Consider the following 25,931-nt stretch of genomic DNA (forward strand, 5'->3'; position numbering starts at 1 on the left):
GTGGGAATGCTCCCGACAGTCGAGCTCGCCCCTCACCAGGCCCGGCTCCTCATGCACCGGGCCGGGGGCACGCCGGTGTACGCGTACAGCCGCGCCGCCCTGCGCCAGGCCGTCGACCTGGTGCGGGCGGCCTCGGTACCCGACGCCGAGATCTACTACTCGCTGAAGGCGAACCCGCACCCCGGCGTCGTGACCGCCCTGGCGTCGCTGGTGGACGGCTTCGACGTGTGCTCCCTGGGCGAGCTGGAGACCGCGCTGAACGCGGGGATGCCGCCGGAGAAACTGCTGTTCACGGGCCCGGCGAAGTCGGCCGGGGAGGCCGCGGCCGCGCTGGCGGGCGGGGTGGCCGTGACGGTCGAGTCGCCGCGCCAGGCCGCGCTGTTCGCCGAGACGGCGCGCCGGCTCGGGGTCGGCGGCCGGGCCGTCGTCCGGGTCAACACCCCCTATCCGGGCAGGACGTCCGGCGCGGCCCCCTCGCCGAACCAGTTCGGCGTCTCCGCCGGGGACACCGCCGAGGTGGTGCGTGTGCTGCGCGCCTCGCCCCTGTCGCTCAGCGGTCTGCAACTGTTCTGGGGCTCGCAGTACTCCGACGCCGAGGTCATCCGCGCGGCCAGGAACGCGGCGCTGGACCGGGCCGCGAGCCTCGCGGACGAGTTCGGACTGAAGCTTGCCTTCGTGTCCGTCGGCGGGGGCATCGCGATGCCCTGGTGCGACCGCGACCCCGCCGTGGACTGGGAGGGACTGCGATCCGACGGTCCCGGTCCCGGTCCCGGTCCCGGCCCGACCGCGGACGGTCCTCTCGGACCGGCCACCGTGGTCTGCGAGTACGGCCGGTCGATCGTCGGCCCGGCCGGTGTGCTGCTGACGTCCGTACTGGATGTGAAGACCGTCGACAGCCGGCGGTACGTCCTCGTCGACGCCGGGATGAACCACGTCATGATCGCCAGTCGGCTCGTCGCCGGAGCGGGCCGCGGCGAGCCCCTGGTGCGGGCGGTGGACCCGAAGGACCCCGGTGCCCTGAGCCCCGCGGTCGTGACGGGCCCCTTGTGTTCACAGCTGGACGTGCTCGCCCAGGACGTGCTCCTGCCCGCCGTGGATGTCGGCGACGCGCTGATGTTCTCGGGTGTCGGCGCCTATGGGCCGACCTTCAGCCCGAGCGCCTTCCTGAGCCGCGACGAAGTGAAAGAGATCGTCTTCTGAGATGGCCGAGACCGCGACCGAAGCACCCTCCGACTCGTGGAGGACCGGGTCACCCTCCGACCGCCGTGCGACCGAAGCACCCTCCGACGGTTGCCCCACCGAGTCACTGAGCCCCATCCAGCGCGCCTACCTCGTCGGTGATCAGGAAGGGCTCGAACTGCGCGGACCCGCGCGGTACTACCTGGCGTGCGATCTCGACCCGGCGCGCGTGCCCGGAATGGACGACCGGCTCGAGCGGCTGGTACGCGCCAACGGCATCCTGCGGATGAGCGCCTCCGCCGACCTGTCGCTGACCGTGCTGCCCGAGGACGCCGCCCGGCGGACCGGTGTTGAGGTCCGCCGGGTCAGCGACGCGGAGTTCGACGCCGCCAACGACTCACAGCGCCGCACGTTCACCTCCGACGCCTTCGCCTTCGCCGGATGGCCGCAGTTCCAGGTGGTCGTGGTGGCCTCGGAGCACCGTGCGCGACTGCACCTCTGCTACGCCCTGTGGCTCATGGACGCGGCGTCGCTCGACCTGTTCCTCGCCGGACTCGTCGCGGACCGCGGCACCACGGGCATCGAGGGCACCGCGGGCACCCCGGAAACGCAGGCGGCCGTACGGGCTCCGGCGCGGGCGGGCCGCCGGGACCGCTCCGCACGGGACCGCCGGTTCTGGCGCGAGCGCGCCGCGACCCTCGCCGACGCCGCGGAGCTGCCGCTGCGGCCCAACTGGCGGCAGGTCGGCCCCGGCGTGTCACACCGCACGGTCACCGTGGAGGCGGCTGTGGCGGAGCGGGTCGCCAAGACGGCGCGCGAGCACGGGCTGACGCCCCCGATGGTCTACCTCGCGGCCTACGGCGCCCTGCTCGGCCGGATCGGCGGCCAGGTCGCCCACACGCTCACCGTGCTGTACTCGCGGCGCGTGCATCCGTTGACGTACGACACGCTCGGCAACGACGGCACCACGATGCCGCTGGAGGTTCCCGCGTCGACCGGGCGGAGCTTCCTGGAAATCGCCCGGACCGTGCAGAGCCGCTTCCTGGGGCAGGCCGTGCACGGCTCGCTCGGCGGAGCGGAGATCGCGCGGCTCGGCGACCCCGGTGCCGATCCCCGCCGGCTGCCGTACCCCCTCACCTTCACGGCGCTGGAAGCGGACGGGGCGGGCGAGGGGGCCCTCGGTCTCCGGCGGCGCTGGGACGACGTTCAGCTGAGGGTGCCTCAAGTCCTGCTCGACCACCAGGTGTTCCTGGAGTCGGACGGACGCGTCCGGCTGGGCTTCGACTGGCGCACCGACGCCTTCGACGCCGGGTTCGTCGAGGACTTCGCGGACCAGTACACGGCCTTCGTCCTGGAACTGGCCGCCGACGACGAGCGCTGGACCCGCGTCCCCGGACGCACCACGGACACGCCGCCGGTGCGGCAACAGGCCCCGGCCGCCCCGCGGTCGGTACCGGGCCTCGCGGACGGCATGGTGGGCGGCACGGCGGGCGGCACGCTGCATGAGCGGGTACTGCTCCGCGCCGCCGACACCCCCGAGGCGCCCGCCGTGCACGACGCACACGGCAGCCTCACCTACGGCGAACTGGTCACCCACGCGTCCGCGCTCGCGGACCTGCTGCTCGCCACGGGCGCGCGTGCCGGGGACCGGGTCGCCGTCCAACTGCCGCGCGGGCGGGGACAGGTCGTCGCCGTCCTCGGCAGCCTGCTCGCCGGGTGCGTCTACATCCCCCTCGATCACGGGACACCGGACGGACGTCTGGACAGCATCGCGCGGCGCGGCGGCGTACGGTTCGCGGTCACCGAGGGGCGGCAGGCCGCCGACGACCGCTGGCGCGACCGCGGTGTGACACCGCTCCCCCTTCCGGCCCCGGACCCGGGCGCGCGGGTGGCCCGCTCCGGTGACGGCGGCGACACCACGGCGTACATCATCTTCACCTCGGGTTCGACCGGCGAGCCCAAGGGTGTCGTCATCTCGCACCCGGCCGTCCTCAACACCATCGACGCGGTGAACGACCGGCTCGGCCTCGGTCCGGACGACCGCGTGCTCTCGGTCTCCTCCCTCGGGTTCGACCTCTCGGTGTACGACGTCTTCGGGCCGCTGCTGTGCGGTGGCTCTGTGGTGATGCTGTCGGAGGAGACCGCCAGGAACCCCGCGGCATGGACGGAACTCATCGCCGCACACGGCGTGACGGTGTGGAACTCGGCCCCGGCACTGGCCTCGCTGCTGGCCGAGGAGCAGACGGCCACGCCGACCGTGCGGGCCTTCCTGCTGAGCGGCGACTGGATACCGCTCACTCTGCCGGCCGCCCTCGGACGTCTCGCGCCCGAGGCGGAGGTCATCAGCCTGGGCGGGGCCACGGAAGGCTCCATCTGGTCCATCTGGCACCGGATCGACGAGGCCGACCGCACGGGCCGCTCCATCCCCTACGGCAAGGCCATGCCCGGCCAGGAGATCCTGGTGCTGGACGCCGACGGCCGGGAGTGCCCGGACTGGCACATCGGCGAGATCCACATCGCCGGAGCGGGCGTGGCGGACGGCTACGCGAGCGACCCGGAGAAGACCCGGGCCGCCTTCCTCGACGATCCGGTCTTCGGCCGGATGTACCGCACCGGGGACCGCGGCCGCCGTCAACCGGGCGGCGTCGTGGAGTTCCTCGGCCGCACCGACACCCAGGTCAAGCTCAACGGGCACCGGGTGGAGCTGGGCGAGATAGAGCACGTCCTGCAGCACGCGCCCGGCGTACTGCGCTGCGCGGTCAGCGTCCGCGGCGAGGCCCGCCGCAAGCGGCTCGTCGGCTGCGTGACCCTGGTGGCGGACGCCCCGGTCACCTGGCGGCAGGACGCCCACGCCGCGCTCCGGGACGCACTGCCGCAGTACATGGTCCCGGACGCGCTCATCGAGCTGGACTCGATCCCCCTGACCTCCAATGGAAAGGTCGACCGGCGCCGTCTGGAGACCCTGCCGCTCGACGAGGCCACCGCCACGGACACGCCGGCCCCCCGGGCCCTGGACCTGCACGGCCGTGAGGTGGCGCTGTGCTGGCGGGAGGTGCTGGGCGAACCCCCGGGCCCGGAGAGCTTCTTCGAGGCCGGCGGCGGTTCGTACGACGCGATCCGGCTGCTGTCACTGCTGCGCGGCAGGTTCGGCTACGACGTGCCGTTCGGCGCGTTCATGGCGGACCCGACCGTGACCGGCCTGGCCGCGCTGTGCCGGGGGGCGCGCACCTCGGGCAGCCGGGGCGTGTGGACGTACCGGCCGCGCGCGAGCGGCACACCCGGGATACGGCTGGTCCTCTTCCCGCCGGTGGGTGGCGGAGTGTCCTGCTACCACGGCCTGATCCGAGCGCTGACCGGCGACGTCGACGTCCATGTCATCGGCTTCGACGGTCCACTGCGCGACATGCGGGGCGAAGCGTCGGGCGGAACGTCGGTCGAAGTGCCGGGCAGAGTGCCGGGCCGAACGTCGGCCGAAGTCCCCGGCGAAACGCCGGGCGAACGCCCCACCCTGGCCGCGCTCGCCCGCCGCTGTCTCGAACAGCTCCCCGCCGGGTCCCTGTCCGACGGCGTGCCGCACGTCTTCGCCGGCTGGTCGTTCGGCGGGGCCCTGGCCTTCGAGGCCGCCCGGATCTGCGGTACCCCGGTGCGCCGGGTGGTGGTCGTGGACACCCCGGTCTCCGCTGCCGCCCGAGGGAGCGGCGACGAGCCCTTCGAGCCGTCACTCGACGGCTTCCTCCGGGACGTCCGGGAGACCAGCGGCGTACAGGTCGAGGCCGAGGAGGCCGCCACGGACCCGGCGCTGCGCGGCCGGTTCGAGGTGTACCGGCAGAACATGACGCTGCTGCGCGACTGGGAACCGACTCCCGCGCCCGTACCGGTCGTGGAGTTCAGGGCCGTCGACGGCCCGGCCGAGCCCGACGCCGGGGCCTGGAGCGGAGTCGCCTGCGTCGAGGCGTCGGCGCCGCTGACTGGCGGGCACTTCGACGTGTTCGAGGGCGACAACGTGCGGCAGGTCACAGACGCGATCGAGGAGGCGGAGACCCGATGACCGACGCCATGGTGCGTACCGCCATCGTCGAGGAGCTGAAGGCCCGCGGCTACGCGGTGCCCGACTCCGGGCAGGAACTCGATCTGGTCGGCCTCGGCGTCAACTCGGCCGCACTGATCCAGATCCTGTCCGCGCTGGAGGACACCTTCGACGTCGACCTCGACGTCGAGCAGTTGTTCTCGGAACCGGTGACGGTGGCGCGGCTGGAGGCCCAGATCGCGACGCTGCTCTGACCGTCCCTCTGTTCCACCACAGCAGGCATCACCCACACAGACGCCCAGACACACCTAGAGAGGGACAGCCCGTGTCCGTGAACGGCAGCCTCCAGACGTTGACCCCGTCCGGCATGGGGGCACTCATACCGTGGAGCTCAGACGGCTCCGACGGCACCATCCCGGAACTCGCCCAGCGGGCCAAGCAGGCCGCGCTGCAGCGCGGATGCACCCTCGTCCGGGGCCTGACGCTGGACGAGGACGCCTTCAAACTGCTGGTCCGCTCGCTGGGCGACACCGCGGACCACAGGTTCGGCGAGGGCCAGGCCGATCTGCTCAAGCTCAACGCCTCCCGCGAGGAGGGCAAGGTCGTCACCGGCCGCGGCCCGCTGCCACTGCACACGGACGGTCTGCTGGTGGGGTCGCGGGTGGACCTGATCATCCTGTACGCGGCGGAGTTCTCCGACGCCCCCGGCTCCGGTGAGACGTACGTCAGCGACCAGCTCACCGCCTGGCAGGAGATGCCCGGGCATCTGCGCCGCGTGCTGGACGAGTACGAGATCGAGTACCTGGTCACGGAGCGCGGGTACTTCCCGACGGTCCCCGAGGACTGGTACGCGATCCCCGCCACCCGCGACTACGGCCGCGTCAGGTCCCTGAACCTGGCGACCGCCTTTCCGCCCGACGTCACCCTCCGCTCCTGGGACGTGCGGGTCAAGGGCATGGAACCCGGGCTGTCCGACCGGTTCTTCGCCGAGCTGGACGCCTTCCTGCGGTCCGAGCGGTACGCGTACACCCACCGGTGGGAGGTCGGCGACCTGCTGATCATCGACAACCAGCGGACCCTGCACGGCCGGACCGCCATCAGCCCCGGCGGCACCCGCGTCCTCTTCCGCGGCCAGCTGACCCTCTCCGACACTCCGTAGCCCCAACCCCACTCCCGCCCATCTCCACAGGCGCCCGTCTCCACAGGAGCCGACATGCTCAAGCCCCGCCAGCCCGTGCCCGCCCTCGACGTCCCGCTGGCCGACGGCGGCCGCTGGGTGCTCGCCGAGCAGCGCCCCGACCGTTTCAGCCTGGTGGTCTTCTACCGGGGCGTGCACTGCCCGATGTGCAAGGCGTACGTGACCCAGCTCGACTCCCTCGTCGACAGCCTGACCGAGGTCGGCGTGACCTCCGTCCTCGCGGTGAGCGGGGACGACGAGGGCCGGGCCCGGCGGGCCGTCGACGAGTGGGAGATCAGCCGCGTCCCCCTCGGCTACGGACTGAGCCCCGAGTCGATGCGGGAATGGGGGCTGTACCGCTCGAAGGCCATCAAGGAAGGCCAGCCGAACGAGTTCAGTGAGCCCGGCCTGTTCATCGTCCGCCCGGACGGCACGCTGTACGCGTCGGTGCTGGGCACCCTGCCGTTCCTGCGGCCGCACCTCGACGAGGTCGTGGAGACCATCCGCTGGGTCAACGAACACGACTACCCGGCACGGGGCGAGCTGTGAGCCCCGGCGACGGCACCTCGCCCGTGCCCGAGGCGTCCGGCTTCGCCGTCACGCCCGAGCAGCTCAAGGAGATGCTCGACCGGGACGACGCGATCGATCTCATCGACATCCGTGAGCCCTACGAGTGGGACATCGTCCGCATCCCCGGCGCACGGCTCGTGCCCATGGGGCAGTGGCTGAGCGGGGAGGCCCTGCCCAGCCTGCGCCGGGACCTGCGGCCCGTCTTCTACTGCCGGACCGGCGTCCGCACGCTCGACGTCCTCGCCGTGGCGCGGCGGGCCGGGTACGCCGACGCCGTCCACCTGGAAGGCGGAGTCGTGGCCTGGGCGAACCGGATCGACCCCAGCCTCCCGGTCTACTGACCCGGCTCCGCGCCGCCGCACGAACGTTCCATACACCGCTTCGCACACGAACAACAAGAATTCGGGAGAACGTGATGTCAACCACCGACGCCGTGACGGCGAGCATGGAATGCGAGATCCTGCCGGGCGGGGTCGCTCGGGTGGAGTTCTCGCAGGCGCACGAGCAGAACCCGTTCAGCCGGGCGCGGATGCGCGAACTGAGCGCGCTGATGCACACGCTGGACGCCGACGACGACGTGGCGTCGATCGTCCTGTACGGCGGTGCCGGCCGCTCCTTCGGGGCCGGCGGGGACTTCCACGAGGTCTCGGAGTTCTCCGGTGGCGACGAGGTCGACGCCTGGATCGACGACATCACGGACCTCTACAGCACCATCGCCGGGATATCGAAGCCCGTCGTGGCGGCCATCGACGGCTATGCCATCGGAGTCGGCCTGCAGATCGCCCTCTGCTGCGACCTGCGCATCGGCAGCCGGGCCGCGACGCTGGTCATGCCCGAGTTCCGGGTCGGCATCGCCTGCAACTTCGGTGGTTACATGCTGGAGGCCGTGGTGGGCCGCAGCGTCATGCAGGAGATGCTCTACACCTGCGCCGAATGGCCCGCCGAGCGGGCCCTCGCCGACCGTCTGCTCCACGAGGTCACCGACCCCGACGAGCTGCTGGAGCGCGCCCTGGACCGCGCTGGGCGGATCGCCTCGTACACCAGGGCCGCCGTCCAGTCGACCCGTTCCCGGGTCAACGGCCCGTTCGTCGAGGGTCTCCAGCGGGTCCGGAACGAGGGCAAGCGCTCGCACCGCACCGCGTTCTCGGCGGGCGAGGCCCAGCAACGCATGCGCCGCGTCATCGGAAAGGCCTGAACCACATGACTCCGCTGAGCAAGTGGTGCGTGGTCGGCAACGTGCCGATACCGGACCTGGCCCCGCTCGCCCGAAGCGCCGACCTCGACGGCCTGCGCGTCTACTACCGGGGACCCGACGACGCCGTACTCCCCGACGGGCCCTTCGCCCTGGACGTACGGACCCTGACCCTTCATCAGGGCGCACGGCACGAGGACCATCGCTCCTTCCTGCGCGTCGAGCCGGAGACGGTCACCGTCCGCGTCTCCCCGCTCAACGAGGATCCGGTCTACTACGCGGTCAACCGGCTGCGGGGCCTGTTCGCCTACTTCACGGACCTCCTCCTCGCCCCGCTCGTCCTGCCCGCTCTCGGCAGGTCCGTCGAGTTCACGCGCACGTCCCCCGGCCACGGGACGGACACGCCGCTGCTCGGCGTCAGCCGGCTGCCGTACGGCGTCCTGACCCGGACGCGGCTGCTGGGCGGGACGTGGCTGACGGACGCGAGCGACGAGTACGACCCTCTCGCCGGCTTTCGCGCGCCCCACCGGGACGACCCGCTCGCCGCCGGAGAGGCCCAGATCAAGGCGCTGACGGCGGAGATCGAACGGGTCGACAGGGCCACGCCCGACGGGACCCGCTACGCCACCCTGCTGTCGGGCGGCATCGACTCCGGGACGGTGACGTACCTGGCGGCGGCGTCGGGGCTGTCCGTCACCCCGTACAGCGTGGGCACTCCCTGGGGCGACGAGCTGGCGGACGCCGCCGAGTTGTGCGCGGAGCTGGGCATCGGTCTGGAGCCCGTGCACCTGACCGAGGAGCAGATCGTGGCGTCCATCCCGGAGGCCGTCCGCTGGCTGGGCGTGACCGAGCCCGAGGTGGTCGAGGTGGCGCTGACGGCCACAACGGTGCAGCGGCTCGGGGCGGTCCCCGAGGACCGGGTGCTGCTGACGGGATACGGGAGCGATCTGATCAACGCGGGCCTCTACCGGCCGTACGACCACCGGGACGAACTGATCGAGCAGGTCCTCACCGCCGTCGACCGCACCCGGTACAGCAACGAGCTGTCCAACCGGATGCCGCTGGCGTACGGCACCACCACGCACCACCCGTTCTGGTCCTGGCCCGTGATGCGGGTCGCCCTGGAGACCGCGCCCGAGTGCAAGGTCAGGGAGGGACGCGAGAAGTACCATCTGCGGGCCGCGATGGGCACCCGGCTCCCCGAGCCGATCGCCTGGCGCAGGAAGATCGCCGTGCACCACGGCGGGGGCCTGCAGCAGGGGGTGATCCGCCGTCTGGAGAAGGAGACGGGCACCGAGGAGCGGGGGCGGTTCTACGCCGCCTGCTTCGCGGAGCTGGTGCTCCGGGCGGCCGGGGGCGAGCTGGAGCCCGCCGACCCCTGGTCCCTGTTCGAGGCGGCGGTACGCCGGGTGCGGGACGGGGCCGACGGGCGGTGAACGGCTCGTGCGCGGCCGGTGGGCGGGTCAGGTGGTGTAGTCGGCGTTGATCTTGACGTACCCCTCGGTGAGGTCGCAGCCGTAGACGGTGAAGGCGCCGTCGGCGATGCCGAGATCGACGCGGATGACGATCTCGTCACCGGCGAGGTACCGCGCGGCCTGCTCCAGCAGCTCGTCGCTCGGCTCCTCGGGGTGCATCAGGAGGTCGTCGTACTGGATGCGGACGCGGTGCGGCTCGATGTCGGTCTCGTCGTCGAGCTTGCCGATGGCCATCGCGACCCGGCCCCAGTTGGGGTCGGCGCCGTGCACGGCGGTCTTGACCAGGGGGGAGTTGACCACGCTCTTGCCCACCCGCTTGGCCTGGGCGTCGTCCCGAGCCCCGGTGACCTGCACCTCGATGAGCTTGCTGGCGCCCTCGCCGTCGGAGGCGATGTCGCGCACGAGGTGCAGGGCCACGTCGTACAGGGCCCGCTCGAAGTCGGCGAGGTCCACCGGGCCGGCGAGGCCGTTGGCGAAGATAGCGGCGGTGTCACTGGTCGACGTGTCCGTGTCGATGCTCAGCGCGTTGAACGTACGGTCCATCACTCGCCGGAAGACGGCGTCGAGTTCGGCGGCGGGGATGTCCGCGTCGGTGAAGAAGAAGGTCAGCAGGGTGGCCATGTTCGGCTCGATCATGCCGACGCCCTTGGCGATGCCCGTGACGACGGCGTCACCGCAGGGCGCGCTGACGTACTTGGGGCGGGTGTCGGTGGTCATGATCGCCTTGGCGGCCGCCGCGTAGTCCGCCTCGGGGAACGGCCAGGCCAGGGCGGACAGGCCCGAGCGGATGTTCTCCATGGGGTACGGGCGGCCGATCACGCCGGTGGAGCCGATCACCAGCTCCTCGGGGTCGATCCCGACGATCTCGGCGACCCGCCGGCGCATCTCGGCGGCGTTCTCCGCGCCGATGCGACCGGTGGCCACATTGGCGTTGCGTGACAGGACGACCATGCCACGGGCGCGCTGTTGGGGCGCCGCTTCACGGCTGAGCACGACGCTCGGGCCCGCGAAGCGGGACCGGGTGAACACCGCCGCCGACCGGGCAGGCACCTCGGAGACGACCACCGCGAAGTCGTCCTCGAGGTCTTTGAGCCCCATGTTCTTGGTGATGCTCCGGAAACCCCGCGGGGCCTTTGCCGTCGCCTGCACGATCCACCGACCTCCTCCGGCGACCGATCGGCGCTGCGTCCGGCGCAGCACATCCGGTCCCCGATGAACCAATATGCGGGCTAGCGTATAGATGAAACATGGGGTCGACAAGTGCGAGCCCGTACGCCCTCACGAACTCTCCGTTCAGCGCCGTTAATTTCAGAACGAATCTACATCTTCCCGGCATCCCGGCATCGCCACACCACCCCACCAAACCCCCGCAGGGTGCATAGTTATGCCTCCATAGCTCGCGCTCAGATACTGACTGAGCTGGGGTTCCGGTGGAACCGTCTTGCTTACTCCGCGTAGTGTCAGCGGCTCAGAGGTTACGCTTACTCGGCCCTGCTCAGGTTCCACCAGGTTCCCATCGGTCCCGGAAACGACCGGCAGACATCCAACAGGCGGCAGGGCAGTCTGCTGAACACCGTGAATCCGATGAGCCAGGAGTTCCGAACAGAAGAGCTTCACACCGGCATTGGGATGAGAGATGTCCGGCCCCCTTCACCTGGGGCGGAGCCGATGACCATTGTCGCGGGTCAGTCGCGTGGCAGGCGCCACGGAGCCTGTCGGGACAGCTTCCCTGTGCGCTCGGGGCGGGCCGCCTTGATGTAGCGCATCGCGGTCGTGTCGTTGATGCCGAACGGGCGGATCAGGTGAATGGGGCCTTCCCTCTCGAATGCCTCGTGGAGGATGCGGTCCTGTCGCGTCGGCCGCGGTCCAGCGGTTGATCAACAGGTGAGGGTTGCGTGTGGCCGGCCGGCGTCGGTCGGGCGAAGTCGGCGCAGGCCGAGCACCGGTGCCGCCTGGGTGCCACGAACCAGCACTCGCACGACGTGCAGGACCGCGGTGTCGGATCATGAACGCCCGAACCGGCGACCAACTCCCCGACTGGCTCGACAAGGCACATGCCACCGACCTGCCCGAGCTGGTGTCGTTCGTGAATGGGATCAGGAGTGATCAGGTGGCGGTGGCTGCGGGGCGGCCCGTCCGTTGCCAGTACGGACAGTGACATTACGTCAGCCCAGCACCAAAACTGATCCAGAACCACAGATTCGGCCGTTGCCGACACAGGGCTGTACAGGGCGTCTGCCAGCACGCCACGAGGTGTCATGCCCTGCTCGGCTCCGGGCGGACGAGGTCGATCGGTCCTCAGTCACTGATCGTGGGCAGGGGCGCAGCACAGGTTCTGGAATCCGGGGCGCAAGCAGCCCGGCCGGGTGCAGAGAGGGTGCGGAATCCGGCCCGGCCGGGCCACGGCCGAACCTGAGAGCACGCCGGCCGTGCTCTCACGCTACCTACCATCGCGCCGCTTGGGTGGCTTTGGCTACGCCGAGCAACTGTGCTGCGTCGGTGATGATCGCGGCCAGCGGTAACCGAAGGTGGTCCCCTTGATACCGCACGCGGTGCCGGCGCTGCCGCCGCCGATGAACATCAGCACGCACGTCACGGCACGGCGCCTCACCGCACGGGATCCGAGATCGTCGCAGACGTGCAGGGCAAGGGCATGGGCGCGGTGGAGACGGGCAGGGCTGCGCGAGGACCTGGTCCGGTACAAAGGACACATGCAGGAGCGAGAGACCGCTGCGGGGGCGACGGACGATGTCGACGTGGTGACCCGTGCGGTGCTGACCGCGTCGCGGCTGTTGGTGGCGGTCTCCGCCCGCTCCCTCGCCGAGGTCGAGGAGCGGGTGACTCTCCCGCAGTTCCGGATGCTGGTGGTCCTGTCCACGCGCGGGGCCACCAATCTGGTCACGCTCGCGGATCTGCTGCATGTGGCGCCGTCCACCGCGATGCGGATGGTGGACCGGCTGATCGCGGTCGGCCTCGCCGAGCGGCGCCTCAACCCCGACAACCGCCGAGAGACCTTCCTGCAGCTCACCGCGGAAGGGCGCCGCACGGTCGAGGACGTCACCGCCCGACGCCGCGCCGAGATCGCCGCGATCGTCGAACGGCTCACTCCTACGCAGCGGCTGGCACTCATCGAGGCCCTCGCCGCCTTCAACGAGGCCGGGGGAGAGCCCCTCGCGGCGGCACTGGAGGGTGCGGACCCGCACCCACTGGGCTGGCGGGTGGACGTCCCGGTGGCACGCGACCCCTGACGCACTCGCGGCGGGGCCGGATTCGGGCGCCTGATCCCGGCAACGGGGCTGAGGCGTGTGTCTCACAGAACGACGCTGGGGGGTGGATACGCGTATGCGCCGACCGCGGCGACCCTTGCCCACAGCAGAGCCGCACTTGATGGCGCATCTGCTGCCGTCGCGCGGACAGCCCGGGCGGGCGCACCGTCGTTCTCGATGTGCGGCGCGGCCCGCGGTCCGCGCACCGCACCGGGACGGGGCACGTACGGGCCTGGCTGTGCCGCAGCACATTGACCAGGACGAGCTGCCCGGGCCGATCCTGCACCGACATGGCGAACGGGCCCGTGCACACCAAGGCGCGAGGTGTGCACGGGCCCGTTCAGGAGCCGTGCCGCCGGGGGGACGGTCAGACGGTGGTCTTCACCGACTCCTGGTCTTCGTCGTCCCCGGTGCTCTCCCCTGCGTTACGGGCGCGGACGAACTCCTGGAAGGAGTTGAGCTCGCGCTTGACGACCGGGGCGAGGAGGTAGAGGCCGATGATGTTGATGACGGCGAGCATGAAGAGGACGGCGTCGGCCATGTCGATCAGGGTCTGCAGCGTCAGCAGCGAACCGGTGATCGCGATCAGCGTGTAGACCACCTTGTACGTCACCTCGCTGGCCTTGCTGCGGCCGAAGAGGTACGTCCACGCCTTGAGGCCGTAGTAGCCCCACGTCAGCACGGTGGAAAGGGCGAACAGCAGCACCGCGACGGTGAGGACGTACGGGAACCAGGGGAGCACGGTCCCGAAGGCGTCGGAGGTGATCGTGACGCCGCCGATGGAGGCGCCCTCGCGGGCTTCGGCCCAGCTGGCCGGGTTGGCGATGACGATGGTCAGGGCGGTCATCGTGCAGATGACGACGGTGTCGATGAACGGCTCCAGCAGGGCGACCAGGCCCTCGCTGGCGGGGTGCTTGGTCTTGACCGCGGAGTGGGCGATCGGCGCGGAGCCCAGCCCCGCCTCGTTGGAGAACGCCGCGCGCTTGAAGCCGATGATCAGCGCGCCGAGCACACCGCCCGCGACACCCTCCGGGTTGAAGGCGCCCTCGATGATCGTGCCGATCGCGGCCGGGACGTCTGTGATGTTGACCAGGATGACGATCAGGCAGGCCGCGATGTAGATGCCGGCCATGGCGGGGACGAGCCTGCTGGTGACGTTGGCGATGGAGCGGATGCCGCCGAGCAGCACGATGCCGACGAGCGCGGCGACCAGGATGCCGAAGAACAGGGCGCCGGAGGAGGAGCCCATCAGGCCGTCCTCGCCGCCGGTGACCGAGACCAGCTGCGCGTACGACTGGTTGACCTGGAAGAGGTTGCCGCCGAAGAGGCCGAAGAACAGGACCATGAAGGAGGCCAGGACCGCGAGGACCTTGCCCAGCTTCAGGCCGTTCGCGCCGAACCGGTCGGCGAGGCCCTTGGGGAGGTAGTGCATCGGGCCGCCGGAGACGGTGCCGTCGGGGTGTACCTGGCGGTACTTCACACCGAGGGTGACCTCGACGAACTTGGTGGCCATGCCGAGCAGACCGCACAGGATCATCCAGAACGTGGCGCCCGGGCCGCCGATGGAGACGGCGACGGCCACACCGGCGATGTTGCCGAGACCGACCGTGCCGGAGACGGCGGCGGTCAGCGCCTGGAAGTGGTTGACCTCTCCGTCCGACCCCTTCTCGTCGTACTTCCCTCTCACCACGTCGACGGCGAGACGGAACTTGCGGACCTGAACGAACCCGAACCAGCCGGTGAAGACCAGACCGGCGACGACAAGCCAGGCGACGATGAGGGGCAGGTCGGTTCCGCCGACGGGAACGGCGTAGAAGACGACCTCTCCGAGCCATTTGGCTATGGGTTCGAAGAATCCGCTGACAGCTTCGTCGACGGACTGGGTGACGGAGTCGAGTGACACTGTGGTTACCTCGATGGCGCAGAACCGGGGCACGCGGGAGTAGCGCCGCCGGTTGATGAGCGGTCTCTGAACGAACGTCGGTGTCCGTTCGGTGACCCTGGCTCACGGTCCACGGATTCGGACCGTGACCACCCTGGTCGTGGCTGCCGGCGTATGCCGACTGCTCCACACCGCGGCGAGGGTTGACGTCTCCGCGGAGTTGCGCTGTTGTACCACGGCCTTTACTCACTCTTTGGTGATGAGAATCACATGACTGTCGGTAATGGCCGAAAGTGCCAGCGAGCGATACCAGACCGTTATTCGGTGACCGAGATCCGTTCACCGAACATCCACGTCTGCCCACTGGGCATGCGGCCGCCGAAAGGTCCGCCACGGCGGCGTTGCCGCGTCCCTGGCTGTGAAGCGAGACCGGTCCGACGCACACGTCTTGCGGCAGCTGGTCCGCGCGCGCGTCAGCTGAGCTCGGCGAAGCTCTCCACCGCGCGGGTCTTGCCGGTGACCACGAGGACGTCGCCCTTCTGGACGACGGTCTCGGCGGTTGCGTAGGTGAAGCCCTCGCCCGGACGCTTGATGCCGACGATGGTGACGCCGTACCTGCTGCGGACCTGGCTCCGGCCGAGCGGCATGCCGGTGGCGATGTCGGGGGCGACAGTCTTGACGAGGGCGTAGTCGTCGTCGAACTCGATGAAGTCCAGCATGCGGCCGGTGACCAGGTGGGCGACGCGTTCGCCCATCTCGTGCTCGGGCAGGACGACGTGGTGGACGCCGAGGCGTTCGAGGATCTTGCCGTGCTGGCGGCTGACGGCCTTGGCCCAGATGTTCGGCACCTCGGCCTCCAGCAGGTTGGTGCTGACCAGGATGCTCGCCTCGATGTGGTTGCCGATGGCGACGACCACGCTGGTGAACTCATGGACGCCGAGCTGACGCAGCGCCTCGGCGTCGGTGCAGTCGGCGGCGGCCGAGTGGGTGAGTCCGTCGCTGTACTTCTGGACCAGGCGGGCGTCGGTGTCGATGCCGAGGACGTCCCAGCCGCGCCGCATCAGCTCGTTGGCCAAGGAGAAGCCGAAGCGGCCGAGCCCGATGACGGCGACGCGCTTGTCACCGCCATGGGCGTCGGTCCCCGTCGGACGCTTGCGGTGGGGACGGAGCAGGGCCTGCAGCTTGTTAACCAATGACGGGTCGCTCCTCAGGCAGGTCGTAGCGGCGGGTGCGCTCGCGCAGGGCGAGGGCCGAGACGAGCGTGATGGGGCCGAGGCGGCCGACGAACATGAGCACGATCAGCAGCAGCTGCCCGGGCGTGGGCAGGTCGGCGGTCATACCGGTGGACAGACCAACCGTGGCGAAGGCGGACACGGTTTCGAACAGCACCGCTTCCAGGGGCTCCTCGGTAAGCGTCAGCAGGACAAGTGTCGAGCCCATGACGAGCCCGACCCCGAGCAGCGCCACAGTCAGGGCCTGACGGAGTACGTGCGGGGCGAGACGACGGCCCAGCACCGTGGAGGTGGGCTCGCCCCGCACTTCGGCGATGATCGCGGCGAGCAGCACCGCGAAGGTGGTGACCTTGATGCCGCCCGCGGTTCCGGCACTGCCTCCGCCGATGAACATCAGCACGCACGTCATGAGCAGCGTCGAGGCGTGCAGCGCGCCGATGTCGACCGCGTTGAAGCCGGCCGTGCGGCTCATGGCGGAGTGGAAGAAGCCGTCGAGGATCTTGCCCGAGGTGGTGTGCGGGCCGAGCGTGTCGGGGTTGGTCCACTCCAGCAGGCAGGTCAGAAGCGTTCCGACGACGAGCAGGAGGGCGGTGGTGATCAGGGTGAGCTTGGCGTGCAGGCTCCAGGAGCGGCGTCCCGTCGTACGGCGACGACGGCGGTGGCGCAGAAGTTCCAGCAGTACGGGGAAGCCGATGCCGCCCAGCACCACGGCGGCGGCGACCGGGAGGGTGACCCAGGGGTCCTGGGCGTAACGCGTGAGGTTGTCGGCGTGCAGCCCGAAACCGGCGTTGTTGAACGCCGACACGGCGTGGAAGTAGCCGAGGTACACGGCGCTGCCGATGCCTTCGCCGTAGCCGTACCGGAAGCGCAGCGAGAGCACCGCGCCCACCGCAAGTTCGACGATCAGTGTGGTGTAGGCGACGCCCAGCAGAACGCGCCGCACGTCGCCGATGCCCAGGCTCTTGGTCTCGGCCTGCGCGGTGAGCTGCATACGCAGACGCAGCCGACCGGAGATCAGTACCGCCAGCAGCGAGGCCATGGTCATGATGCCGAAGCCGCCGACCTGGATGAGGGCGAGGATCACGCCCTCGCCGAAATCGCTCCAGTACGTTCCGGTGTCCACAACGGCCAGACCGGTGACGCACACCGCCGAGGTGGAGGTGAACAGCGCGGTCACGAAACCGGGCGAGGGCCCGTGCTCGGCGGCGAAGGGCAGCGACAGCAGCACCGCGCCGACCAGGACGGCCACCGCGAACGCCAGGACGACCGCACGGGCGGGATGGGCGGTGAGCAGCGACGACCGTGACCGTAGCCGCGTCGCCGGTCCCGCCATCGCCGCCCTTCCCGTCTGCCCGACGGTCGCTGTCCAGCCCGCCGGGGTCAATGGTTCGCCAAGATCCCGGCCGCACACCCTACCCGGGCGTCCGGCCGACAGGACGTGTTCCGGGCGGTGCCGACACGCCGACGCGTGCAGCGGCCAACGGCAGTAGGCGCTGCGGCGTCGGCTCCGCGCCCAGCAGCCGGAAGCGGACAACTCCGTTGACGATCAAGGGCAGCGGGATGCCGGCGCATATCGGGTCCGTGGGCGGGAGAGGCGGGCCGGATCACTCGGAGGGTTGCAGTGGGCGGGCCGGCCAGTCCAGGAGGCGGGCGCCGAGTGCGGCGGTCTGCAGGATGTACCGCTGGTCGGGATCGGTGGGGTCGTGGCCGGTGAGTTGCCGGATGCGGGTGAGCCGGTAGGTGACGGTGCGTACGCTGACCCCGAGTCGGCGTGCCGTTGTGGTGTTCAGGCAGCCGCTGGCGAAGTACGCGCTCAGGGTTTCCAGGAGTGCCCTGGGCCCGCCGCGTGCGCCTTCCAGGCCGCCGAGGACGGTGGCCACCAGGTCGGTGATGGCGGCGCGGTCCCTGCCGAGGACCTGGAAGACCAGCAGCTCCGAGGAGTGCAGGCACGGGGTCGTCAGATCGAGCTGGGTAGCGAGGTCGAGGGTGCTGCGCGCCTCCTGGTAGGAACGGACGATGCCGCTGGGGCCCGGCCTGGGGCGGCTGACGGCGATCCGGCACTGCTCGTCGACAGCGTTGCGCACCGCGGTGGCGAAGAACTCCGGAACGTCCCGTACGGCGCCCGGCGACACACACACCAGCAGGCTGTCTTTGGTGGTGATCAGTACCTCCTTCGCACTGAACCGGGAGGTCAGCGCCTCTTCGACATAGCGGGTGGTGTCGTCTCCCGCCCCGAAGGGCCTTCCGGCCCGGGCGACGGCCACGCTGTGCGGCCCGACCAGCCGCAGCCCGAACCGTTCGGCCCGCTCGGCAAGACGGCCGAGGTCGGTTCGGCCGTCGAGGAGGTCGTCGACGAACTCCCGCCGCATGGCCTCCTCGCCGCGGATGGCCGCACGATGGGCGGTTTCGTAGCCCTCGGTCAGCGCCACCGTCGCATCGCCGATCGCTTTGATCAGAGCGGAGCCGACCTCCCTCAGGTCCTTGGACTCCAGAGCGTGCTGGGAGTCCGACAGGTCCGTCCAGATCCGGCGGACCGAGCCGAGATACTCGGCGACCAGGAGTCGCAGGGCCGTTCCACGGCCGGCCGCGGCGGCGGCGAGCTGCCGTAGCCCTTCAAGATCTTCGTCGGGCAGTCCCCGCTTGGTGAGGGAGGCGTCGGCGAGCCGTTTGAGGTGGCGGTGCATGTCCGCCGTCGGGGGTTTGTTCTCCGCCACGGTCGCGGCATCAAGTGCGGGGACTCCGGCAGATGCTGCCGCCGGACCCGCGTCTTGGGGGCGCTTTCTCGTCGGCATGCTCCCATTTTTGCCGATGGACGGAAAAGCGCGGGGGGTCGAGACGGCCGTGTTTGTTCCGACTCGGCAGGCGTCCCGCTGGGCCGCTCGGGTAATCCGTGAGTAAAACGCCCGGTGGAGACCCTGCGAACGGGGGGTACTGCGCTGTGCCCCGAAGCCGCCTCCTCTCGTCGGCCCGGAGGGTCGCCCAGATCCTCCTGGTGACGTTGGGCTGCCTGTTTGCCGCCTCGGCCGTGAGCTCGGCGCAGTCGCCGTCCGTACTCGTGATGCGGATCGACGGCACGATCACCCCGGTCGTCGCCGATCACCTGGAGGAGGGGCTGCGCACCGCCGAGCGGGACGGCCACGAGGCCCTCCTGGTCGAGATGGACACTCCGGGAGGGCTGCTCCAGTCGACCAGGGAGATCGTGCAGGACGTCCTCGCCTCCGAGGTGCCGGTCATCGTGTACGTCACCCCGTCGGGAGCGAGGGCGGCGTCAGCAGGCGCCTACATTGCCCTGTCGTCCCACGTCGCCGCCATGGCGCCGGGCACCCACATCGGCGCGGGTACGCCGGTGACCGGGCAGGGCGAGGAGGCGAGCGAGAAGATCGTCAACGACGCGGTCGCCTTCGCGGTCTCGATCGCCGAGCAGCGGGGGCGCAGCACGGACTTCGCCCGGGACATGGTCCGCGACGGCAAGTCGGTCTCCGACCAGGAAGCCCTACGGAACAACGTCGTCGATGTCGTGGCGCCGTCCCGGGACGCCCTGCTCACCGAGCTGGACGGCCACCATGTCATGGTCGGCCCGCAGGACGCGCAGCGCGAGGTGGTGCTGCGCACGGCCGGAGCGCAGGTCGTGGAGCACGAACTCGGCTTCTTCGGCGAGTTGCGGCAGCTGCTGGCGAGCCCGGAACTGGCGTACCTCTTCCTGTCGATCGGCACGCTGGCCCTGATCTTCGAGCTGGCCAACCCCGGCATGGGCTTCGCCGGTGTCATCGGCGCCATCCTGCTCGTCCTGGGATTCGTCGCGCTCAGCGTGCTGCCCTTCAACGTCGGCGGGCTGCTGCTCCTCGCCCTGGCCGCCGCCCTGTTCGTCGCAGAGGTGTTCACCCCGGGCGTCGGGGTCTTCGCCGCGGGGGGAACGGTCTGCCTGCTGTTCGCGGGCGTGCTGATGTTCCGCGGTGAGCTGGGGGTGGATCCCGCCGTGCTGTGGCCGACCGCCCTGGTGGTGGGCGGCGGATCGGTGCTCGCCGGCCGTCTGGCCTGGCGCGCGAGGAAGGCGCCGACGACGACCGGCCACGAGGCCATGCTGGGCCGCGAAGCGGTCGTACGACGTGCCGGGGACGGGACCGGTCAGGTGCTGCTCGAAGGGGCGTGGTGGACCGTGCACGGCCGTGACACCGAGGTCGCCGAAGGCCAGCACGTCCGTGTGGTGGGTCACGACGGTCTGGAACTGATCGTCGAACCTGCCGAGCCCGCACCGGGCCAAGGCACCGACCAGGAGGACAAGCCGTGAACGCGAGCCTGCTCGGCATCATCGTCGGCGCAGCCGTCCTGCTCCTGCCGACGCTGCGCAGCATCCTCGGCCAGGTCGACCTGGACGGCTGCTCGTCCGCCGGGACGAGATCAGCCAGCGGCTCCAGCAGATCACCGACGCCGTCACCAACCCGTGGGGCGTCAAGGTCACCCTGGCGGAGCGCGACCGGCGTGCCAAGGTCATCCACGCCGAGGGAGAGTTCGAGGCTGCTCAGACCAGCGAGCGGAGCTCCACCCTGATCTTCCCTCTGCCGATGGAGGTGCTCCGCCTCGTCGACATGCTTCGGCCTTCCGACGCCGCACCGGGCGGCGCGCGCACCGCGTAGCCCTATGGATCAGTCCGTCCCCAGGTCACAGGTGATCGGCATGAACCCTTCGATGGACGACCGGCGCATCCTCGCAGAGATGGAGCGACACCTCTCCCGGGACGACCCCGAACTGGTGGCGCTGATGGACGCGCTGAACGAGCAGTTCCCCGACGATGAGGACGACTCCGACAGCCGGGACGACGAGCAGGAACCGCACGACTGGGGCTGGAAGGCCATCGTGGCGTTCGCCGTCGTACTGGTGGCGGGCCTCATCCTCACGGCGATCTTCAACAGGGCGCCGTCGACCGACGACAACCAGGGGCCCCCGAACAGCCGCGCTCAGGTCGTGTCCGTCCACACCCAGGAGCCACAGGCCGCCGGCCTTCCGGGGGAGGGCCCGGCCACGTCCGGGAGGACCCTGTACGGGCCGAAGTGATCGAGGAACCGCATATGGCCCTCCAGGCCCGAGCGGCCCGCCGACTGGAAGCACCCAGGAGGCCCACCAGGTCAGCGAAAGGTCTGCCGCATGCCCGGTCGCAACCGCAGGAACCGCACCGTTCTCGGCCGTCTCCCGCTGCCCGAGCGGACGTTCGTGGCGGATGCCCTGCGCACGGAGACGGTCGGCGGCATGGTTTTGCTCGCCGCGGCCGCCGTGGCACTGGTGTGGGCCAACACACCTTGGAGCAGCGCCTACGAATCCGTGCGGAACTTCCACTTCGGCATCGGGGCCCTCGGCCTGGACCTCTCGGTGGCCCACTGGACGGCCGACGGACTGCTGGCGATCTTCTTCTTCGTCGCGGGCGCGGAACTCAAACGCGAGCTGGTGGTCGGCGAGCTGAGCCACCCGGGAACCGCGGCACTGCCGATGATCGCGGCGGTCTGCGGCATGGCGGTACCAGCCCTGGTCTACGGCCTCGTCGCCACCAGCCTCGGCGGCACATGGAACGGCTGGGCCGTCCCCATGGCCACCGACATCGCCTTCGCGCTGGGCGTGCTGGCGGTGATCGACACCCATCTGCCCTCCGCGCTGCGCGCCTTCCTGCTGACCCTGGCGGTGGTCGACGACCTGGGTGCCGTCGTCGTCATCGCTCTCTTCTACACTTCGGCGATCAACCTGGCGGCCCTCATCGGCGCCGTAGTGGGTCTCGGACTGTTCTTCCACCTGCACGACCGGCGACGCGTGCACGGCTGGTACTGGTACCTGCCGCTCGCCCTGGTGATCTGGGGCCTGACGCACGCCAGTGGCGTCCACGCCACCGTGGCCGGGGTCGCCATGGGACTGCTGCTGCGGGTGGCGGAGGACGGCGAGAGGGGCCGACGACCGGCCGAATGGATCGCGCACCTGGTCCGCCCTGTCTCCGCCGGAGTGGCCGTCCCGCTGTTCGCGCTGTTCGCGGCGGGCGTCAGCGTCACCGGCGACACGCTGAAGAACGTGATCAGCCAACCGGAACCACTGGGCGTGGCACTGGGCCTGGCCGCCGGCAAGGTTCTGGGCGTCTTCGGCGGCTCCTACCTCGCCGTCCGCTTCACCAGGGCCCGACTCGGCCAGGACCTCGCGTGGGCGGACGTGCTGGCGGTGGCCATGCTGGCCGGCATCGGCTTCACCGTCTCGCTGCTGATCGGCGAACTCGCCTATCCCGACCCCGCGGACCTTGAGCACATCAAAGCCGCCGTCCTCCTCGGTTCCCTGACCTCAGCACTCCTGGCCACTGTGCTGCTGCGGCTGCGGAACACCAAGTACCGGCGGCTGTACGAGGAGGAGAACCGTGACGAGAACGCCGACGGCATCCCCGACATCTACCAACAGGCCGATCCCGCCCGACCGCAGAGCACCGACGACACGCAGGCTCAGCACGGGGATCGGCACCGTCACCGGGGGGACCGATCTGTCGACACCTGAGCATCCGAAGGGCGATCCGCCCCTGTCCGGGAACGCAGCATTCCCCGCCCGCTGCTCTCGGGGAGCGAGACTGAAAGTGGGCGGATGTCGAGCCGGGCCGGACCCTCGGGTGCCCTTCGGCGGCGGAACATCTGCCCCGGTCCCCAGGAGAAGGCGATGAACAGCTCGGTACGGATGGGACGAGTCCTCGGGGTGCCGCTGCGCATCCACTGGAGCGTGCCCCTGCTCGTGATGCTCTTCGGATACAGCCTGGGCAGTCACACGCTCCCGGTCGGCGTTCCGGATCAGCCGAGCGTCATCTACACGGTCGCCGGTCTGGCGGGAGCACTGTTGCTCCTCGTCAGCCTGCTGGCGCACGAGGCCGCCCACGCGATCACGGCCCGCAGGAAGGGCATCGAGGTGGAGGACATCACCCTGTGGGCCCTTGGCGGAATGACCCGGATGGGTAGGCCGGGCACGGCCGGCGCGGCCTTTCTGGTGGCCGTCAGCGGGCCGATCACCAGTCTGGTCGTCGGCGTGGCCGCGTTCGGGGCGGGCATCGGGCTGGACATGGTGTCCGGCTGGGCCGTGCCCGCAGCCGTCCTGCTCTGGCTGGGGTGGGTGAACTTCGTGCTGGCCGTGTTCAATCTGCTGCCGGCCGCGCCGCTCGACGGAGGCAGGGTGGTGCAGGCACTCATGTGGTGGCGCACCGGAGACCAGGATCGCGCCGAGCGGGCCTCCGCGTGCAGCGGTCAGGTCCTGGGAATCCTGCTGATCGGCGTCGGATGGATCGCCGTCCTGCGTGGCGTCCTCGGCGGTCTGTGGCTCGCGGTCATCGGCTTCTTCGTCCTGATCGTCGCCGGCGCGGAACGCCAGCGCGCCAAGCTGGCCCCGGCCCTGCGCGGAATGCGCGCGGCCGATGCCATGTCGTCTCCCGTGGAGACATGCCAGGACTGGCTGACCGTGCAACGTTGCATCGACGACGTGGCCGTGCGAACCCGCCACTCCACGCTGGCCCTGATCGACTTCGACGGATGCCCCAGCGGCCTGCTCGACCTCGCGCGGCTCGCGAGGACCCCCGCCCAGCAGCGGGAGACCTTGCGCGTGCGTGACGTGGCGACCCCTTGGTCGCAGTGCACCACCTGCGCCCCGGACGACCTCCTCGAAGACGTGCTCGAAAAGCTCTCCCCAGGCCGCGGTCTGCCCATTCTCGTCACCGACGGGCAGCACCTGGCAGGCATCATCACCGCGCACGACATCTCCCGGATCGTCCAGCGCCACGCACTCCGCGGCAGGGAGAGCCGATGAGTGCCGCCCGCTTCACCGGGGCGGCAGCGAGGAGGCGACGGTCCGAGACGGTGCCTTGCCGTCGCCGCTCCTATCGGTGGCGCACTCGGCTGTGCCGCAGGCGTCGGCGCATGGCTCTACGCAGCCACCGCAAGGGATGCACGGGGGTGCGGGCGGCTTGGAGCGGTGCCTGTCGCGGGGCGAGCGGCGCATAGGGAAGGGGATCGCGGCTGCCATCGGCTTCCCATACGCAGACCGGGACGTTGTCAGCACCTGCCGATCGGTCGACGTGGACGGTGAAGGGCTGCGGAGGGTCGCCGGGCAGCTCCGCGGCCAGCACCGTGACGTCCTTGTGGCCCCGCTGAGACGCGACGACTTTGCCGTCCACGAGCAGTTCGACGGTGCCCGACGGAGCGCCCGTCTGAACGGTGACCGAATGCCCATTCCGATCGAGGTGAAAGCGGTGGCTGCGGGCCATGAGATACCTCCAGTCCCAGTCACCACAGGCACTCCCAGTGTATGCGGGCATCGCAGCGGATCGACGAGCTGCTGCACGGCGCGGGCGACTGGGCGTTGCGTGGCGTCTTCGGTTCCGGGAAGGGCGTCGATGTCGACAGGGACAACGCAGTAGCAGTGGCCGGTGGCGGCCATGAGGCAGCCGGTCGAACGTTGCCTTCACAGCGGGCCGACGCCGTGGCTGAAGGGGCGAAATCGGGGGACCGACCCCGTCCTTGACACGGCGGTTCCGCCCCGAGGCTCCGCATATCACTGCGGAGCGAATGTCACTGCGGGGCCGCGACGACAACCGCGTAGCCGCCGACTCCGAGGACTTCGTCGCCGGGGATCTGTTCCTCTTCGGTCAGCACGTGACGGACACGCCCTGATCGCTCGTCGAAGTCAACGTCGATCACCGTGCCCTTGTTGAGACCTGTGTCGGTCAGCACCGCCTTTCCGATGGGGTCGTGCGCCGCGTGGGTATGGCTGTCGGGACCGATGTTCTTCTCGTCGCGGATCCGCCCGGCCTCCTCGACTGCGACCGCGTCGGGGCCGAACGACTGGACGTCCTGCCAATCGAGGGTGTGGTGTCCGCGGCCCCGGGTCTTGAGGCGTAGACCGGCGATACGCGCCGGTGACGGCGCGACCGTGCAGGCCGCGACGGTCCCGACCGTCTCGGCTGTCGAGAGATCCATGACGGCCTTGCCCAGGGCCTTGGTGAACAGCATCGCTCAGTCCTCCTGCGGCTCGTGCCGGAGGCGGTTGCGCAGGCTCTCCGCCGCGGCACCGAACCCTCCCAGGTCACCCGCGCTGTGCTGTGCGGTGGCGTCCGGAACGAGGACCCGTTCGCCGGAGACGGTGACCGGTCCGGCAACCGGCAACAGGACGCGGCGGTGCTCGGCGGTTTCGACCTCGTAGCCCGCCACCGCCGGTGTCCTGCCCGTCTCCACGACGGCGTCGGTGACCGTACCCAGCCGGGTGCCGCCGCGGGTCATGATCGCGGCGCCCAGAACATTGCTCCCGCCCGGCTCCTTCTCCCCCGCCCGGGCGGCTGTGTCGTCCTCCTCCAGCGCGCTCTCGTCGCGCACCATGACCGCGTCCGGCCCCAGGGAGTGGACGTTCCTCCACGGAAGGAGACGGTGCAGCGGCCCCGCAAGCAGGCCGCGGCCGGCGAGGGTGAAGCATCGGATGCTGCCCGTCGAGGCATCGAAGACGAGGTCCTTGACCTGCCCGAGGTCTTCCCCCGTCAGCGTGACCACCGGCTTCTTGGCGATCTGGCTCGCCCGCATGTAGACGGTCACGGCTCCTGCCCTCCGCCCTTCCGATGCCGCCCGCCCTGGGCTATCACGCCACCGGAGCGGCGCCGCGCCTGCAGTGCCACGACGAAACCGACGCCCGCCAGGACGATCGCCACAGCGATGATGAGCCACGTCCACCATTCCATTTCCGCACCCCTTTGCGCGCGGCGTCATCCATGTATCCCCTTCCAGGGTCGGCCCACCGACGCCCGGGTGTCGACCGCGAGAACGGGGATTGGGCTCCCGCGGCCTCTGAAAGAGCACGCGAACGGGCGCACGGAGCCGGTTTACGGGTCGATGCGCGAGGCAACCCAAGGACCCACCGCTCCCACGCTCCCACCGCTCCCACCGCTCGC

23 protein-coding genes are annotated in these 25,931 nt (G+C 70.4%); 14 read left to right on the forward strand and 9 right to left on the reverse strand.

Annotated elements, in window-relative coordinates:
- Nucleotides 1-6 precede the first annotated feature (6 nt).
- The 8 genes from KWI83_RS19710 (at nucleotide 7) to KWI83_RS19745 (ending at nucleotide 9,581) form a co-directional block, all read left to right on the forward strand.
- A complete protein-coding gene (locus KWI83_RS19710) occupies nucleotides 7-1,200 on the forward strand; it encodes an alanine racemase (protein ID WP_218515686.1) in 1,194 nt (397 codons plus the stop codon).
- Between the two features lies 1 nt (nucleotide 1,201).
- Nucleotides 1,202-5,227, forward strand: a complete 4,026-nt coding sequence (locus KWI83_RS19715) for a non-ribosomal peptide synthetase (protein WP_218515687.1) — start codon at nucleotides 1,202-1,204, stop codon at nucleotides 5,225-5,227.
- Complete coding sequence (locus KWI83_RS19720; protein ID WP_218515688.1) at nucleotides 5,224-5,460, forward strand: acyl carrier protein; 237 nt, start codon at nucleotides 5,224-5,226, stop codon at nucleotides 5,458-5,460. Before KWI83_RS19715 ends, KWI83_RS19720 begins: the two co-directional genes overlap by 4 nt.
- Nucleotides 5,461-5,573: 113 nt before the next feature.
- Nucleotides 5,574-6,365: a TauD/TfdA family dioxygenase gene (locus tag KWI83_RS19725; protein ID WP_218515689.1), complete on the forward strand. Its 792-nt coding sequence runs from the start codon at nucleotides 5,574-5,576 to the stop codon at nucleotides 6,363-6,365.
- Nucleotides 6,366-6,419: 54 nt separating this feature from the next.
- Nucleotides 6,420-6,932, forward strand: a complete 513-nt coding sequence (locus KWI83_RS19730) for a peroxiredoxin-like family protein (RefSeq protein WP_218515690.1) — start codon at nucleotides 6,420-6,422, stop codon at nucleotides 6,930-6,932.
- Nucleotides 6,929-7,294 (forward strand): rhodanese-like domain-containing protein, encoded by a 366-nt coding sequence (locus KWI83_RS19735; RefSeq protein ID WP_218515691.1) that lies wholly within the window; start codon nucleotides 6,929-6,931, stop codon nucleotides 7,292-7,294. The genes KWI83_RS19730 and KWI83_RS19735 overlap by 4 nt, the downstream gene beginning before the upstream one ends.
- 74 nt (nucleotides 7,295-7,368) lie before the next feature.
- Nucleotides 7,369-8,148 (forward strand): enoyl-CoA hydratase/isomerase family protein, encoded by a 780-nt coding sequence (locus KWI83_RS19740; RefSeq protein WP_218515692.1) that lies wholly within the window; start codon nucleotides 7,369-7,371, stop codon nucleotides 8,146-8,148.
- A gap of 5 nt (nucleotides 8,149-8,153) precedes the next feature.
- The gene (locus tag KWI83_RS19745; RefSeq protein ID WP_218515693.1) at nucleotides 8,154-9,581 is read left to right on the forward strand and encodes an asparagine synthase C-terminal domain-containing protein; all 1,428 of its coding nucleotides are present in this window, start codon (nucleotides 8,154-8,156) and stop codon (nucleotides 9,579-9,581) included.
- Between the two features lie 27 nt (nucleotides 9,582-9,608).
- Here the strand turns inward: KWI83_RS19745 and argJ are convergent, their stop codons facing one another.
- Nucleotides 9,609-10,772, reverse strand: a complete 1,164-nt coding sequence (gene argJ / locus KWI83_RS19750; protein WP_218515829.1) for a bifunctional glutamate N-acetyltransferase/amino-acid acetyltransferase ArgJ — start codon at nucleotides 10,770-10,772, stop codon at nucleotides 9,609-9,611.
- 853 nt (nucleotides 10,773-11,625) lie between these two features.
- Between argJ and KWI83_RS19755 the strand changes: the two genes are divergently transcribed.
- Together KWI83_RS19755 and KWI83_RS19760 are read left to right on the forward strand one after the other, a co-directional pair.
- Nucleotides 11,626-11,778, forward strand: coding sequence for a hypothetical protein (locus KWI83_RS19755; RefSeq protein ID WP_218515694.1), 153 nt, complete (start codon nucleotides 11,626-11,628; stop codon nucleotides 11,776-11,778).
- A 553-nt stretch (nucleotides 11,779-12,331) separates the two neighbouring features.
- Nucleotides 12,332-12,868, forward strand: coding sequence for a MarR family winged helix-turn-helix transcriptional regulator (locus tag KWI83_RS19760; protein ID WP_218515695.1), 537 nt, complete (start codon nucleotides 12,332-12,334; stop codon nucleotides 12,866-12,868).
- Nucleotides 12,869-13,253: 385 nt separating this feature from the next.
- Here KWI83_RS19760 and KWI83_RS19765 read toward each other — a convergent pair whose 3' ends face one another.
- The 4 genes from KWI83_RS19765 to KWI83_RS19780 form a co-directional block, all read right to left on the reverse strand.
- Nucleotides 13,254-14,789 (reverse strand): sodium:alanine symporter family protein, encoded by a 1,536-nt coding sequence (locus tag KWI83_RS19765; RefSeq protein ID WP_218515696.1) that lies wholly within the window; start codon nucleotides 14,787-14,789, stop codon nucleotides 13,254-13,256.
- 452 nt (nucleotides 14,790-15,241) lie between these two features.
- Complete coding sequence (locus KWI83_RS19770; RefSeq protein ID WP_218515697.1) at nucleotides 15,242-15,961, reverse strand: TrkA family potassium uptake protein; 720 nt, start codon at nucleotides 15,959-15,961, stop codon at nucleotides 15,242-15,244.
- Nucleotides 15,954-17,333 carry a TrkH family potassium uptake protein gene (locus tag KWI83_RS19775; RefSeq protein ID WP_218515698.1) on the reverse strand — a complete coding sequence of 460 codons (1,380 nt, stop codon included), beginning with the start codon at nucleotides 17,331-17,333 and terminating at the stop codon, nucleotides 15,954-15,956. The genes KWI83_RS19770 and KWI83_RS19775 overlap by 8 nt, the downstream gene beginning before the upstream one ends.
- Nucleotides 17,334-17,604: 271 nt before the next feature.
- The gene (locus KWI83_RS19780; RefSeq protein ID WP_308122116.1) at nucleotides 17,605-18,714 is read right to left on the reverse strand and encodes a helix-turn-helix domain-containing protein; all 1,110 of its coding nucleotides are present in this window, start codon (nucleotides 18,712-18,714) and stop codon (nucleotides 17,605-17,607) included.
- Nucleotides 18,715-19,025: 311 nt separating this feature from the next.
- Between KWI83_RS19780 and KWI83_RS19785 the strand changes: the two genes are divergently transcribed.
- The 4 genes from KWI83_RS19785 to KWI83_RS19800 all read left to right on the forward strand — a co-directional run bounded on the left by KWI83_RS19785 (nucleotide 19,026) and on the right by KWI83_RS19800 (nucleotide 23,803).
- The gene (locus KWI83_RS19785) at nucleotides 19,026-20,288 is read left to right on the forward strand and encodes a nodulation protein NfeD (RefSeq protein ID WP_218515700.1); all 1,263 of its coding nucleotides are present in this window, start codon (nucleotides 19,026-19,028) and stop codon (nucleotides 20,286-20,288) included.
- 386 nt (nucleotides 20,289-20,674) lie between these two features.
- Entirely contained in the window at nucleotides 20,675-21,052 is a 378-nt protein-coding gene (locus KWI83_RS19790; RefSeq protein ID WP_218515701.1) for a DUF3040 domain-containing protein, read from the forward strand.
- 90 nt (nucleotides 21,053-21,142) lie between these two features.
- Nucleotides 21,143-22,516, forward strand: coding sequence for a Na+/H+ antiporter NhaA (gene nhaA / locus KWI83_RS19795; protein WP_218515702.1), 1,374 nt, complete (start codon nucleotides 21,143-21,145; stop codon nucleotides 22,514-22,516).
- 156 nt (nucleotides 22,517-22,672) lie between these two features.
- Nucleotides 22,673-23,803 (forward strand): site-2 protease family protein, encoded by a 1,131-nt coding sequence (locus tag KWI83_RS19800; RefSeq protein ID WP_218515703.1) that lies wholly within the window; start codon nucleotides 22,673-22,675, stop codon nucleotides 23,801-23,803.
- Nucleotides 23,804-23,873: 70 nt separating this feature from the next.
- On the opposite strand, the gene KWI83_RS19805 is transcribed toward KWI83_RS19800, so the two are convergent.
- From KWI83_RS19805 to KWI83_RS19820, 4 genes are all read right to left on the reverse strand, one after another.
- Nucleotides 23,874-24,260: a hypothetical protein gene (locus KWI83_RS19805; RefSeq protein WP_218515704.1), complete on the reverse strand. Its 387-nt coding sequence runs from the start codon at nucleotides 24,258-24,260 to the stop codon at nucleotides 23,874-23,876.
- Nucleotides 24,261-24,564: 304 nt separating this feature from the next.
- The gene (locus tag KWI83_RS19810; protein ID WP_218515705.1) at nucleotides 24,565-25,005 is read right to left on the reverse strand and encodes a PRC-barrel domain-containing protein; all 441 of its coding nucleotides are present in this window, start codon (nucleotides 25,003-25,005) and stop codon (nucleotides 24,565-24,567) included.
- 3 nt (nucleotides 25,006-25,008) lie between these two features.
- Entirely contained in the window at nucleotides 25,009-25,578 is a 570-nt protein-coding gene (locus KWI83_RS19815) for a PRC-barrel domain-containing protein (protein WP_218515706.1), read from the reverse strand.
- Nucleotides 25,575-25,721, reverse strand: coding sequence for a hypothetical protein (locus tag KWI83_RS19820; protein ID WP_218515707.1), 147 nt, complete (start codon nucleotides 25,719-25,721; stop codon nucleotides 25,575-25,577). The genes KWI83_RS19815 and KWI83_RS19820 overlap by 4 nt, the downstream gene beginning before the upstream one ends.
- Nucleotides 25,722-25,931: the final 210 nt, after the last annotated feature.

The sequence above is a fragment of the Streptomyces sp. TRM70350 genome (genome assembly GCF_019219825.1).
GTDB lineage: Bacteria > Actinomycetota > Actinomycetes > Streptomycetales > Streptomycetaceae > Streptomyces.